We start from the raw sequence: 14,537 nt of genomic DNA, 5'->3' as shown, positions 1-14,537 counted from the left end.
TTTCCTTCCTTAAAATCCAAATTGACTTTTTAATTCAAGCTTGTATTTATCATTCGAAACATTTGCACGTTTAATAATTAATGATATATCAACAATTCCATTTGAACATTTTTTGTTTATAAGTTTTTTCCAATTAGTAGGGGCATGGTCTGTTTCGTCTATTATAATGGCTGCTTCGTATGAGCAAGTAGCATTAATTTTAGAGCCATCAAAATCATAATGCTCAGAATTGATTTTTTCGGATTCCGGAGGTGAGGACGAATCAATGGTAATGTTATTTGTAGAATCCACAATCGCATTATATTTTTCAAAGACTACATTATGATTATCATGATTATCGTCTATTTTAATTCTTGTAATCTTTCTATTAGAAGCATCTTTTAATTCATTGAAACTTGTAATTCCCACTTCAGTGCTTCCAGTTTTAATTTTCAATGATTCTGTACTAAGGATCTCTATGCATAATTTCGATGTCGAATCACAGTTTCTAATATCACTAATATCGCCCTCGTAAAACTTCTCCATTATCCTTGAAACAACATAATCTGCCTCATCGCGCTGTCCTTGTTCTATTCCAACTTTTTCGTATGTTTTATAGCCTGCCATTAACAAACCGTAAGCTATCCCTAATACAAGTGTACTAATGACAATGGCTGCTAACAATTCAATTAATGTAAGGCCATTATTATTTTTTAATAGTTTAGCGAAATGCCTCATCAGAGATAACTCCTTCTAGGACAATATTGTCTCTTTTTTTATGCCATGTAACAACAACATAGAATTTCATTAATTGTGATTCATAATTCGGAGACCCTGATAAAATGGGATTAATTTGACCTATAATAGCTGTTTGGTCATTTTCAGATTTTAATAGATTGATTAGTTGATCACTTTTTGTTCTATCTTCATAATAGTCTGTTAAATAGACTTTAATCTGGTCTTTAAAGTCAATATTGTTGATTTCAGGTGCTAATACAGATAAGCAGATTCTGCCATCTTCTATTTTATTTCCTGAAGGGTCTACTCCACTAGTAAATAGAGGGAAATCGTTAAATTCTGATTCGCTACATGTCGAAAGGTCTCGATTCCCGTCAACGCTTGGTTTTACGCAAGTCTCATCTTCAACACAGTCTCCCCAACTCAATGTTACAAATTTGTTGCCACCTTTTGTATCATCGAGATAACCTTTAATAACAAAAATGTTTTGCTTCTCCATATAATTAACAACATTCCTAGCAATATTCACAGCAATAGTTTTATTCCTACTATCCATTGTGTAATCATACGCTTGCAAGAAGAAGCGAAATAGGGGGAAAACGATTAGAAAAATAAGTGTAAGAGATAGTAAGACTTCTAGTAATGTAAATCCGTTTTTGTTTTTAAATGAATGAATGGTGAACAAATTTTCCCCTTCTTTCGAGTGTTTTTACTATTGTGGTAGTTGTTTGTAGATTATCGTCGGAATATGTTAAGAATTGTATAACATTATCTTAATTTACTTTTAAATTACCAATTTTTATTATACAATAAAATTCAGGTTAAAAAGTGTCATTTTTCATACACTTGGGAAATAAATGGAATGATTAATCTTTGATATGAAAGCGGGTGATGATTTGGAAGTTTACATTTTTGGATTTCTCTTCATTTTGATTCTAATACCTATTTTATATATCGTTCCGATTGGTTTTAATAAGAAGGAAAAAGTATTGATCGCAGGCCTATCTTTCATACTTGCAGAGGTTGGCATGTTGGTCAACAAATTCCTTCCTTTATGGAAGGCGATTCTTATCATGTTGTTGTTTGCATTAATTGCTACCTATTTTTATGAGACAAGGTTAAGATCCCGTTTTGAAAAGGGGAAAGACACTAGTAAACGTTCATTAAAAGGGCAACTTGCTGGAATAGATTTACCTGGGAATGAGTTTAAAATGATTGATAAACCGCAAGATGATGAAGTCCAAAAAGATTTTGGCGACTATAATCTAGGTCAAGATGCGATTGACAGATTGCTTTTTGAAAAGAAACAAGCTGAATTAATACAAGACTCCGATAGCTTAGCAGAATTACCATCCAATCTGGCAACAGAAGAACCTATATCCGAAAACGAAAATCTCGATCATATTGAGGAGCAGAGTGGCGTAATTGAGGACTCCTATAATAATACTGAGCTTTTTTCTGATTTTGATGAGGCACAGCAATTAGAAGAAGACAGACAAGCAATCATCTCAGAACAAGATGAAACAGAAGTAATCGCTGTCAATGAACCGGAAATGCAACCAAACACTGAGGAACAACATGAAGATGAAACTCAACTAGAAATAGTAGACGCAACAGAAGAGCAGGACGTTTTAGAGATACTTTCCGATGAAATTTTATCTAATGAAGTTTTACAAAATGAATCTATAGGATCAGAAGACGTTGATTTAGAAGATTTAGTAAGTGGGCAACGTTTCGATAACGATGATGATGTTGGTAAGGATTCTATTCATACTTCTGATACGGCTGAGCCTGAGGATGATGAAGTTGAGTTGTTGCAACGGCGGTCTGCATTATTTGAAGAACTTGAAGGGGAAAGCATCATCGAAAATGCCGATCTATTTAGTGAAGAAGAAGCTGAAAAAAATGAATCAGTCATCGAAGAAATATTGGAAGAAGCTGAATCGGAACCACAAGACATCGAGAATGAAATTGAGTTAGAGGAAAATGTTCAAATTGAAAAACTGGAAAAAGTCAATAAGGTAGAAACTGAAGATAACAATACTACAGATCACATCATAGAAGATATGGAAGTGCTTGAAGTCATCGATGAAATCCAAATCATTGATGAAAACAGTAAAAACACTGATATCACTGAAGATGATATTCCATCACTAAAAGAAGAGCATGAAATAGAAAAAATTTCTGAAACAATAATGGAAGACATCACCCCACAAATCAAAGATGATTATGAGGAAATATTGGATAAACATGAATACATTTCTACTAGTGAAAATACTGAAAACAGCAGTAAAATAGGTAATGATGTAGAAGAAAAGACTGATATTCTGAACGAAGTGATAGAACAAGTAAATCAACCGAAAGAAACAAAAACACAACAACAAATGGTCCAAACAATGCTGGACTATATTAATGTATCGAAACAAAGCTTATCAGCGGGCGAGTATGAAGATCTAGTTCGTGCCCATATGCATTCAGAATTATCGGATCATGATTATTATACTTTCGCTTATCTATTAATCGAACATTATATTTCACATGGGAAATCTGATGAATTATTCGATTTGCTGAAAAATCTAGATAGCAAATTCTCTAAATATCCAGTTTTAAAACAACAGATAAATTATCTTATTGAAAGATACTGTTAATAAGCAAAAGACAATAAGACAAATTCAACAAAGAAGCAGAAAAATTAAAAACAGGTATGGTGAATAAGATGAAAAAAAGTAATCAAATAGTAGGACTGCCAATCATTTGTATTTCTGATGGATCAGAAATTGGGGCTGTAAAATCGCTAGTTATTAATCCAGATAAAGGCTCAATTGATTTCATAATTATTGAGAAGGAAGATTGGCAAGTAAGTGTCAAGGCCATCCCTTATAAAAAGGTTGTTGGAATTGGGGAATATGCGGTTACGGTAGAATCCGATAATGCTGTGATTGATTTAAATGAGATCCCAATTGCAAATCAATTAGTCAATAAGAAAATAAAAATTAATGGTTCTAAAGTAATGACTCGAAAAGGTGAGTTAATAGGTGAAATAATCGAATATTACCTAGATGAGGATAATGGTCAAATACTAGGGGCATCCCTTAATGTTGCTAACCGTGAAGTAATCATCGCTTCAAGCAGTGTCATTACGTATGGAAGAGAAATTATTATCGTAAAAGAAAATGCCTCTAATTATTTTTTGGACACGCCTGAACAATTGATTCAAGACAAAGGAATAAAGGGTGATCCATTTCAAAATGAACTTGCTGAAGATTACCATATAAAAGGCGGTACGGATTTATTCGAAGATCTAACTGCCACATCCAAAAGACAAGCTAAGCAAGAACTTGATTTTGAACCGGACCCTGTCAAAGCTATTAAAGATCAGCAATATGAAATATTAAAAGGGAAGGTAACAACAAAGGATCTACTTGATTTAGACGGTAATGTCCTTATTTCTAAAGGGACTGTTTTGGGAAAAGAAGAAATTTTAAAAGCACAACAACTGGGCCCGAGCACAATTGTTCAGTTATCTATGAATGTTGAAGGTGAATAAGGGGTGATCTAACCTGTGAGTAGATATTTGAATGTGAAGCTATTTGGGTTATTGATCACATGTGCAGGACTTATTTTTATACTTTCTTATTTAAGTACAAAAACATATGAAACAGTATTTCATGATCAAAACCCAGTGTTTGCAAGTGGAACGATGATTAGTTCAATTTCTTTAGATGGTATGTCAAAAGAGCAAGCAGAGTCTGAATTAACGAACAAAATCAAGGAATGGAGCAAAGCCAGCTCCTTCTCCCTTCGATATCAAAACAAAACAACAGAATTGCCTGACAATATCATTAGTATTGATGGAAATGCAAGTATACAAAAGGTAAAAGATGGCCAACAAGTTGGGTTAGTGGTTGTTATTGACAAATCATTACTAGACGAAGCCATAAACAAAACGATTGAGAATAAAGCAATTTTAAAAGATTTAGATATTGATAAGCTTGAAGAGGCATTAATACATTCAGTCCAAGAGCTTCAGGCTGAACCAAAGCAATTTCAGTTATTGGCTTACCTCAAAACAACGGGTGAAAATGCCAAAAAGGAATTAACAGTAAGTAATATTAAGGGGATTGCCAACCAGTATAAAAATCTTGAAACAATCCTAACGAATCAAAAGGAATTTGAAATTGGGCCGAATGAGACTTTTTCATTTCAAAATGTTTTTGATAGTAATCAGCCGAATAATGAAGCGCTGGGCATGATTGCATCGGGTATTTATGAAGCTATTCTTCCAACCAATTTCATGATAGTAGAAAGAAATATAAGCAAACAATTACCATCCTATAGTGAACTTGGCTTGGAAGCAAAGGTTTCAGACAAAATGGACCTAGTATTTACTAACCCTAATCCATATTCGTATAAAATCACATTCAGTCTATTAAAGGATACATTGCAGGTAAAATTAATTGGTCCACCATTCCCTTACAAATATAGTATAAAAAAAGAAACAGAATCATACTCACCTAAGACAGTGCTCCAATTTTCAGCTAAACTTTCTCCAATACAATCAAAGATAATTGATAAAGGAAAAAATGGTTTGTTAGCAAAAGTATATCGTGAAGCCAAAGATGATCAAAATCTAATTGTTGAAACAACCTTTGTTTCTGAAGACTTTTATCCACCTGTATATCGGGTCGTACAATCGGGACTCCTACCATCAGAAAAAAGTGCAAGTGAGAATAATAGTGAAAATGGTGGCAATGATAGTAAACAAGACTTAGAGAATTCAAGTAATGGTAGTGGCGATTTAAATAGTACTAACATGCTACCAACAGAAACTGACATTGAAAATCCATCTTAAGAAAGCTAATACGGTTAGCCAATATGTTAGTAGGTGATCTCATGAAATCGAAGCGGAAACGACTTGGTGATTTACTGGTTGAAAATGGTCTTATCACCCATGATCAACTACAGGAAGCTTTAGCAGATAAAGAAGAAGGACAAAAACTAGGAAATGTTCTTATTAAAAAAGGATATATAACAGAACAACAATTAATAGAAGTGCTCGAATTTCAGTTGGGAATTCCGCACGTTAGCTTGTTTCAATATCCAATTGACATCAATTTAGTCAATCTAGTTCCAAAAGAATTTGCACGAAGGAAATCTCTTGTTCCCTTAAAAAAATCGGGCGATCGTCTCTTTGTGGCAATGGCAGATCCAATGGATTACATTTCAATTGATGATTTACGCCTCAGAACCGGATTTCAAATTGAGACGGTTATTGCAACAAAAGAAGACATCCAAAGAACAATCAACCGCTATTATGAGTCTGATGATTCTTATAATATTGATGAAATTGGAAAATTAAACCCGATAATACAAGAAGAGGTAGAACAGATTACCGATGAAGATGCCCCAATCGTTAAATTAGTGAATCAACTGTTGTTGAATGCTGTTCAGCAACGTGCAAGTGACATTCATATTGATCCACAAGAAGATAAAGTATTGGTGCGTTACCGCGTTGACGGAGTTCTGAAAACAGAACGAACATTATCGAAAAATACTCAAAATGTGTTAACAGCAAGAATCAAAATTATGTCAAAGCTTGATATTACTGAAAGTAGAGTCCCACAAGACGGGCGTATCAAACGGACGATTGATTTCCACCCAGTTGATTTACGTATTTCAACCTTACCAACGGTATATGGTGAGAAGATTGTAATGCGGATTCTCGATTTAGGAAGTGCGTTGACGGATATTAATAAGCTATCCCTGAATAAATTGAATCATCAGCGTTTTATAGAATTGATTGAAAGACCGAATGGAATCATTCTGATTACAGGACCAACGGGGTCAGGAAAATCTACTACCTTATATGCGGCTTTGAATCACTTGAATCACGAAGGTACTAATATTATTACGGTAGAGGACCCAGTGGAATATCAGCTTGAAGGAATTAATCAGGTGCAAGTCAACGCTAACGTTGGGATGACCTTTGCAAGAGGATTACGAGCTATCCTTCGTCAAGATCCAAATATTATTATGGTCGGGGAAATTCGCGACCAAGAAACAGCGGAAATTGCCATTCGTTCCTCACTTACAGGACATTTAGTCTTAAGTACAATCCATACGAATGATGCGATTAGTACAGTTACGAGATTAGTAGATATGGGGATTGAACCGTTTTTAGTTGCGTCATCATTAGCTGGCATTCTTTCACAGCGCCTCGTCCGTCGGGTATGCCGGGATTGTGCAGAGACGGTCATTCCAACAAAGAGTGAATTGCAGCTTTTTGAAAGACGGGGAATGAAAATCGATAAGGTTGTAAGGGGCCGGGGCTGCGGCCGTTGCAATATGACAGGCTATAAAGGGCGGCTTGCTGTTCACGAACTACTTGTCATTGACGAGAAGATTCGCCGGATGATTATGGATCAAGAAACTGTTTCTAAAATTCGTGAACAGGCGATCCGCAACCAAATGATTTTTTTACTCGATGATGGCTTATTGAAAGTGAAACAAGGGTTAACAACAACAGAAGAAATATTAAAAATTGCGTTAAGTGAATAGGGGATTGCAATGAAAAACCGGATCGAAACTTTGATGCGAGCAGCCTATGAATTAAGAGCTTCTGACTTGCATTTAACAGTCGGAGTACCTCCTATCTTGAGAATTCATGGGGATTTAAAACGATATGGGACAGAAACGCTAAAGCCTTTAGACATCGAACAGATGGCACAGGCCATTGTTTCTCCTAAAATGTGGGAGCGGTATTTGGAAGTTGGTGAAATCGACTTCTCTTATGGAATTAAACAAGTATCCCGTTTTCGTATAAATATTTATCAGCAGCGTTCCTGTGTATGTATGGCAATTCGTGTCGTCCCAACGAAGATTCCAACCGTTGAAGAATTAAAAATGCCTGAGATATTGAAAAAAATTACGACAAAACCACAAGGACTTGTTTTAGTTACCGGTCCAACCGGTAGCGGTAAATCGACAACGCTAGCATCGATGATTGATCATATGAATCGTAATATGAAAAAACATATTATTACGCTCGAAGATCCTATTGAATATCTCCACAAGCATAACAATTGTATCATTGATCAGCGTGAAATCGGCTTTGATACGGGTTCATTTGCATCAGGATTACGGGCTTCATTGCGTCAAGACCCAGATGTTATTCTAGTTGGAGAATTGCGAGATTTAGAGACTATTTCGACAGCGATTACAGCAGCCGAGACGGGCCATCTTGTGTATGGAACACTACATACGTCAAGTGCACCTGCGACGATTGATAGGATTATCGATGTTTTTCCGCCAAATCAGCAGGGACAAGTAAGAGTTCAGCTGGCAACAGTTTTAGTAGCTATTATTTCACAACGGCTCTTCCCGACCATTGACAAATCAGGAAGACGGGCTGCGACAGAGGTATTAATCAATAATTCAGCTGTAGCCAACTTAATACGCAACGAAAAAATCCATCAAATTATGAATATTATGCAAACAAGCCGTGGTACTGGCATGCATACACTTGAGATGGATATTAAAAATCTAGTAGCAAAAGGTGTTATATCAAAAGAAATTGCAGATCCATTTTTATTAGAACATCAAGGAGAAATGTAGAAATATACAATTTATTGTATTTTTTTACAAATTTCATCATTTTGTAATATTTTCATATTCCTTTTACTAATTTTTTACTATAAAATGTATGTGAAGGATGCATTCAAAGAGGGTTGATGCCATGGCACAATTTAAATACACAGCTAGAAATATGAGCGGGCAAAAGCTGGCGGGAACAGTAAAAGCTGACTCAAGAAGGGAAGCCATCTCCAAATTAAAGGATCGAGGGGTTCGCGTTCTACATATAGAAGACATCCCGGAAACAGCGCTCAATAAAGATATTTATATTGGCAATCCAGTCAAATTAAAAGACTTTGTCATATTTCTTCGGCAGTTTTCAACATTGTTGAAAGCCGGTGTAACCATTGTTGATTCTACAAAAATACTAAGCATGCAAACTGAAAGTAAAGCTTTACGAAAAGCTCTAGCCAATGTTTTAGAAGATTTAAACCAGGGTATACCACTTTCTGAATGTGCTACTAAGCATAAGCGAATCTTTCCACCAATGTTTATTAATTTAGTAAAGGCAGGAGAAGCGAGCGGTGCCCTCGATGATACATTAGAGAGATTAGGCGACCATTTTGAAAAGCAGCATGAAACAAAACAGAAAATACAGTCAGCATTAGCCTATCCAATTGTTGTTGGGATTATTGCAATTGGCGTTGTGATCTTTCTATTAAACAATGTTGTTCCGACATTCGCTGATATGTTCGCTGATTTTGGCGGTGAACTTCCTGCGATTACGCAATTTGTGCTTGCAGCCAGCGATTGGATTCAAACGAAATGGTGGATTATTTTACTAATAGCTATTATTATAGGTATTTTTTTAGTAGTGTTAAAGAAAAACGACTCGACTAAGTATTATGTCGATTATGCGATATTGAGAATTCCAATATTTGGCAAGTTGGTCCAAAAGGCATTGCTGGCCCGAATGACTAGTACCTTAAGCTCGTTATTTGCTAGTTCCGTTCCAATTTTAGAAGCCGTTTCTATCGTTGAAAAAGTTGTAGAAAATGAAGTGTTTGCTAAAGTGCTTCGTGAATCTCGAAAAGCCTTAGAGCAAGGGATTTCGTTAACAGTACCGATGAAAACCCATTGGGTCTTTCCACCGCTTGTCGTACAAATGATATCAATCGGTGAAAAAACTGGTGCCCTCGATGCCATGCTCGCCAAGGTGGCTGGTTTCTATGAACTAGAAGTAAACACGGCCACAGACCAAATTAAATCATTAATCGAGCCATTAATGATTGTTGTCTTAGCAGCAATTGTTGGGACAATCGTTCTTTCAATTATGGTGCCAATGTTCTCAATCTTTGGTCAAATTAAGTAAATTCGTAATAATTTCTATTATTGCGCTATTTATACAAAAACAAAAAACAAACACATAAAGGGGGAAAATTTTATGCTAAAACGAATTTTAAAAAATGAAAAAGGTTTGACATTAATTGAATTGCTAGCAGTAGTTGTTATTTTGGGAGTTATTGCAGCAATTGCGGTACCAGCGATTGGGAAGATTATTGAGGATTCTAAAAATAAGGCAGTTGTTTCTGATGCTTTACAAATTATAAATGCTGCGAAAATTGCTAAAGCGAATAATCCAAATGAAACAACATTTATTGCCGACGGAATTAAAGGTAACGCAACAACTCCAAGCCAGGAGCTTGATGATTATCTAGATACTCAAGTAAAAGCTACAACTACTGTGACATATACATCTGGTGGTAAATGGGAAATTGACGGTCATACTGATTTAGCTGCATTAAAAACGAAATTAGGTACCACTGACGATCCATTTTCTACCAAACCACTAGAAGAAGAATTAGTTAACTTTTTAGACGGTAAAACCAAAAAAACAACAACACCATAATGTAAAATCAAATATCAAATAGGGCATATACATCAGAGTATATGCCTTATTAATCTAAACTAAGGATTGGTTGCATACTATGACATTATTCCTATACATCTACATTTGTATACTTGGTCTTGTTTTAGGCTCTTTTTTTAATGTGGTAGGATTACGCATACCAAACAATCAATCAATTGTAAAACCACATTCAGCTTGTCCAAATTGTCAAAGACAATTAACACCAAAAGAATTAATACCAGTTTTCTCATACGTATTTCAAAAAGGCCAATGTAAAAAATGTCACGAAAAAATCTCACCACTCTATCCTTCCATGGAACTTTTAACGGCAATTCTTTTTACGATTTCGCCATTATTGGTGGGATGGTCAATGGAATTGATTGTAGCGTTAACGTTAGTTTCAATGCTGATTATTATTGTTGTGTCAGATATAAAATACATGCTTATCCCTGATAAAGTCCTAATATTTTTCGCACCATTGTTCATCATTGAACGTATTTTTATTCCACTTGACCCATTGTGGAATCCGATCCTTGGTGCGGCTATAGGATTTGGCTTATTACTACTTATTGCTATAGTAAGTCGAGGCGGTATGGGTGGTGGCGATATAAAACTGTTTGCTGTACTCGGACTCGTACTTGGCTGGAAATTAGTTTTATTGGCTTTTTTCATGTCTACCTTATTTGGATCAATTTTCGGTATAATCGGCTTACTTATTAAAAAAGTCGAGCGAGGAAAACCAATGCCTTTTGGACCTTACATTGCACTAGGTACCATTGTTACCTATTTCTGGGGTGAAGTTTTAATAAACTGGTACAGTGTCAATTTCTTATCAACGTTACTCTAACTGTGTATTCCATCAGCTGATTATTGCGACCGAGTTTGATTGGACAACGTACCAAATAATGATCAGATGGAATCTAAGTTTTTAGGCGGACAAACACGAATACAGTCTCACTTCCCAGAGACTCCCAGATGTTTATTCGTGTCCGCTTATAAACTTGCAATGACTGCAACCTTTGGATTGACCAATTACTTTAGGAAGCGGTAATCAGCTGATGGAATATTTGTATCGATAGTTGGAGCCACTACCCATTGAGCCTTTTTAATTTTTAATGAAAAAGGAGAACAACAACGTGTTCAAAAAATATCTATTAAATTCAAAAGGCCTCACTCTTTTAGAATTATTAGCAGTTGTTGTCATCCTAGGTATTATTTCAGTCATTGCGATGATCGCAATCGTAAATGTGATTGCTAACACGAAGAAGGACGCTCATATTGCCAACGCAATCCTTTTAGCGAATGAAGCAAAAAAATATATTATCGCCGAGCAAATAGAAATTGATGACTCTGCAGGGCAAACAATCTATTTAAAGACTCTAATAGATGGAGAATATTTAAGTCCAATTAAAGATCCACATTCAGTTGGTTACTATGATCCGGATGAAACCAATGTCAAGATCACTAAGGTTGGAAATAGAAATGTATATACTGTGGCTTTAAAAAGCACAACCAATGGTTTTTATACAAATCATGCCAAGGATGTTTTTTTATTAACTAGAGAAGATATAGAGATAAAAGCGCCATAAACTAAAGTACTAGATTTACATAAATTGATCATACAAACCTACTAGAATAATATAGTACAATGTTCATGAGGTATTGTGAGGGGGATTCAGATGGTTTTGCGGCTTTTTGGTAAAAAGCGTTGTGCGAATATCGTCATTAAAGACCATGTCATTCGCTTTGTTGAAGTTCGTTCGTCCTCTCCACTCAGTGTCCGATTACAAGGAGAGCGTGAATTGCCTCCCGGGATTATTCATGAAGGAAATATTATCGATAAAGAGTCTTTTATTATGATCCTAGAGGAATGTGTGGAAGAATGGAAAGTTAAAGGACAGGATGTGCGCTTTATTGTTCCTGATTCTTTTGTCGTAATTAGAACAGTTGATGTACCAAATGATTTAAATGATGACGAAATAAAGGGGTATTTATATTTGGAGCTTGGAACAAGCATTCATTTACCGTTTGAGGATCCCGTTTTCGATATATTTGTCCTTGGAACAACTGAAAATAAAAAAAATGTGCTCCTGTTTGCAGCACCGGAACAAATCGTACTTGATTATGTAGAAGTTTTAGAGGAAGTAAAGCTGAAACCGATCGTTGCAGATATTGCACCGCTATCCATTTATCGGTTATATACAAACTTAGACCAAGCTAATCCAAAGGATCATTTAATGATTATTCAGTTTGACTTGCCAATGGTGAATGTTAGTATATTTCACGATGATACGCCGGTCTTTCATCGTCATTTAGTGATCGATTTGAACTATTCGTTCTGGAAGAAAAACTATAATGGGGAGTTTGAATGGAAAGGTGAACAAGCCGATTTAATGGGTCAAATGGAAGATACTTATACGGAAATCGATCGAATCATGAATTTTTATCGTTTTTCAATGCAACAAGGAAATCAAGAAGTAACTAGAATCCTATTAACCGGTGATCATCCGCAATTTGATGATATAAAAAAACGACTAATAGAATTGTATGAAATCCCGATAGATACGATTCAAGATGCAACATTAGTTGATTCAAATGGAGAAGAGTTACAACGTAAATTTCACCTTGCTCTTGGACTTGCCATGAAAGAGGGGCAGTGACAAAATGCTAATTGAAATTAACTTATTACCTAAAAAAGATCGGCGATCTATGTCAACCATCATGATTGCCATTGCAATACTACTTATTTTATTGATTGGAAGCATTTATATTATTTTTAATTATCAATCGGCAAAGGTTGAGGTGGATTCGCTTACGAATGAGCTGCAGACAACAAAACAGCTGCGAGCTATTCAGGAACAGAAATTAACCGATGTTACATCGACAACTGCGGTCGACCAATTAAAAACAACGATTGATTGGGTACAGAAGCTGCCTATCTCGACCGTTGCCTTACTTCAACATTTAACCGCCCTACTTCCAGAACGGGGTTTTATCTTAAATATCACTTATGCAGATTCGGGAACGGTTACACTTACTACTCAATTTGATACAAATCGAGAGGTTGCCTATTATTTGAATGAATTAGAGAATTCTGATGTTATCGAATCAGTCCAATTAAGAAGCTTGAATACAAGTGGAGATGAGCTTGAAAAAACAAACAAAAACTTAAAAGACAAATTAATGAAAGTTCTTGTTCCTAGATATGTTGCCGTATATGAGTTACATCTTAACCGTCAAGCTTTAAAGGCGCTTGAGAAAAAGGAGGGTGAATCATGAACCTCCAATTAACGAAAAAAAATCTCGCACTTATATTCAGCGTTCTTTTTGTAGTCGCATTAGTGGTTGGGAGTTATTTTTACTTTCTTAATCCATTAAAAACAAAAATTAAATTGCTACAGGATGAACTTGCGACAGAAGAGAAGCTTTACGATGCGCTTGCCCAACAAGTTGGTGATACAAAAACGGGTGTTATTGAAAATTCACGATTTTTACAAAAAAAGCTACCTGTAGATTCTTTTTTAGAGCAATTTTTATTGGATTTGGAAAAGGCTGAGGTTGTTTCGAATAGCTTAATTGAAGATATGTCTTTTCAAGATAATGCCGTCTCAGAAAATGATGTCATCATTGATAATAGTGAAGAAGACCAAGCTGATGGACAGGAGAATGAAGCAACAAAAGTAGATGAGTCTGAGGAAACAGAACAACAGGCTAGTAACGTTCCTAGTATGCCTGAAGGAATCAAAAGAGTGACTGTTAATTTAACGGTCACATCGGCCAATTTTTTTGATATGATTAAATTCCTTGAGACGATTGAACATCTTGAACGAATTACGAAAATCGATTCATTATCATTTACAGGTGGTAAAGAAATTTTATCAATAGATGATGAGCTTGAGGAGTTAACTTATACGGTTGTGTTATCAACGTTTTACTATCCAACTCTAGCCGAATTAAGAGATGAATTACCGGCATTCGATACACCGCCGCCAAGCAACAAGGACAACCCATTGCCAACAGGGATGTATTATAAAGAAGATCAATCGAAGGCTGCCAAAACAGATGATCAAAAGTCTAAATCAGCTACAAGCAACACTGCTGGGACAAGTAAAAATAATACAAAATCATCTGAAGCACAGTCCGAAGATCAATCTAATTTAGAGCCAACCGAAAAATCGCAGTCTATAAAACAGCGAGCCGTTATGAGCGGTAATTCCGCGGAGTAATGATGAATTATACAAAAAGTTAATATGATGTTTGAGGAATAATGTCATAATTTGACGAATATTTATAGGAACAAGACGACAAATGTCTTGTTCTTTTTTATTTTCAGTATGTT

Annotated in this window: 14 protein-coding genes; 12 read left to right on the top strand and 2 right to left on the bottom strand. The window is 35.6% G+C overall.

Annotated features, from left to right (window positions below):
- Positions 1 to 9: 9 nt before the first annotated feature.
- A complete protein-coding gene (locus tag P9E47_RS08475) occupies positions 10 to 717 on the bottom strand; it encodes a PilW family protein (RefSeq protein WP_003331826.1) in 708 nt (235 codons plus the stop codon).
- A complete protein-coding gene (locus P9E47_RS08470; protein ID WP_003331825.1) occupies positions 701 to 1,402 on the bottom strand; it encodes a prepilin-type N-terminal cleavage/methylation domain-containing protein in 702 nt (233 codons plus the stop codon). The genes P9E47_RS08475 and P9E47_RS08470 overlap by 17 nt, the downstream gene beginning before the upstream one ends.
- 211 nt (positions 1,403 to 1,613) lie before the next feature.
- On the opposite strand from P9E47_RS08470, the gene P9E47_RS08465 reads away from it, so the two are divergent.
- The 12 genes from P9E47_RS08465 (at position 1,614) to P9E47_RS08410 (ending at position 14,424) form a co-directional block, all read left to right on the top strand.
- Positions 1,614 to 3,365, top strand: coding sequence for a hypothetical protein (locus tag P9E47_RS08465; RefSeq protein WP_326163130.1), 1,752 nt, complete (start codon positions 1,614 to 1,616; stop codon positions 3,363 to 3,365).
- Between the two features lie 68 nt (positions 3,366 to 3,433).
- The gene (locus P9E47_RS08460) at positions 3,434 to 4,264 is read left to right on the top strand and encodes a PRC-barrel domain-containing protein (RefSeq protein ID WP_003331823.1); all 831 of its coding nucleotides are present in this window, start codon (positions 3,434 to 3,436) and stop codon (positions 4,262 to 4,264) included.
- Between the two features lie 15 nt (positions 4,265 to 4,279).
- Positions 4,280 to 5,569, top strand: coding sequence for a VanW family protein (locus tag P9E47_RS08455; protein ID WP_326163128.1), 1,290 nt, complete (start codon positions 4,280 to 4,282; stop codon positions 5,567 to 5,569).
- Between the two features lie 41 nt (positions 5,570 to 5,610).
- Positions 5,611 to 7,275 (top strand): GspE/PulE family protein, encoded by a 1,665-nt coding sequence (locus P9E47_RS08450; RefSeq protein WP_003331821.1) that lies wholly within the window; start codon positions 5,611 to 5,613, stop codon positions 7,273 to 7,275.
- Positions 7,276 to 7,284: 9 nt separating this feature from the next.
- Entirely contained in the window at positions 7,285 to 8,331 is a 1,047-nt protein-coding gene (locus P9E47_RS08445; protein ID WP_326163127.1) for a type IV pilus twitching motility protein PilT, read from the top strand.
- A gap of 121 nt (positions 8,332 to 8,452) precedes the next feature.
- Complete coding sequence (locus tag P9E47_RS08440; protein ID WP_003331819.1) at positions 8,453 to 9,661, top strand: type II secretion system F family protein; 1,209 nt, start codon at positions 8,453 to 8,455, stop codon at positions 9,659 to 9,661.
- 72 nt (positions 9,662 to 9,733) lie between these two features.
- Positions 9,734 to 10,198 (top strand): type IV pilin protein, encoded by a 465-nt coding sequence (locus tag P9E47_RS08435; RefSeq protein WP_326163125.1) that lies wholly within the window; start codon positions 9,734 to 9,736, stop codon positions 10,196 to 10,198.
- Positions 10,199 to 10,277: 79 nt separating this feature from the next.
- Positions 10,278 to 11,045 (top strand): prepilin peptidase, encoded by a 768-nt coding sequence (locus P9E47_RS08430; RefSeq protein WP_326163124.1) that lies wholly within the window; start codon positions 10,278 to 10,280, stop codon positions 11,043 to 11,045.
- A gap of 289 nt (positions 11,046 to 11,334) precedes the next feature.
- Complete coding sequence (locus tag P9E47_RS08425; RefSeq protein ID WP_326163123.1) at positions 11,335 to 11,787, top strand: prepilin-type N-terminal cleavage/methylation domain-containing protein; 453 nt, start codon at positions 11,335 to 11,337, stop codon at positions 11,785 to 11,787.
- A gap of 90 nt (positions 11,788 to 11,877) precedes the next feature.
- Positions 11,878 to 12,858, top strand: coding sequence for a type IV pilus biogenesis protein PilM (gene pilM, locus P9E47_RS08420; protein WP_326163121.1), 981 nt, complete (start codon positions 11,878 to 11,880; stop codon positions 12,856 to 12,858).
- A gap of 4 nt (positions 12,859 to 12,862) precedes the next feature.
- A complete protein-coding gene (locus tag P9E47_RS08415) occupies positions 12,863 to 13,477 on the top strand; it encodes a PilN domain-containing protein (RefSeq protein WP_003331813.1) in 615 nt (204 codons plus the stop codon).
- Positions 13,474 to 14,424, top strand: coding sequence for a pilus assembly protein PilO (locus P9E47_RS08410; RefSeq protein WP_326163120.1), 951 nt, complete (start codon positions 13,474 to 13,476; stop codon positions 14,422 to 14,424). The genes P9E47_RS08415 and P9E47_RS08410 overlap by 4 nt, the downstream gene beginning before the upstream one ends.
- The last annotated feature ends 113 nt before the right edge of the window (positions 14,425 to 14,537 follow it).

Origin of the sequence: Schinkia azotoformans (assembly GCF_035811335.1) — a bacterium.
GTDB classification, from domain to species: domain Bacteria; phylum Bacillota; class Bacilli; order Bacillales; family Bacillaceae_J; genus Schinkia; species Schinkia azotoformans.
Note: the sequence above shows the minus strand (reverse complement) of the source record. Positions and strands in the feature narration are given on the sequence as shown.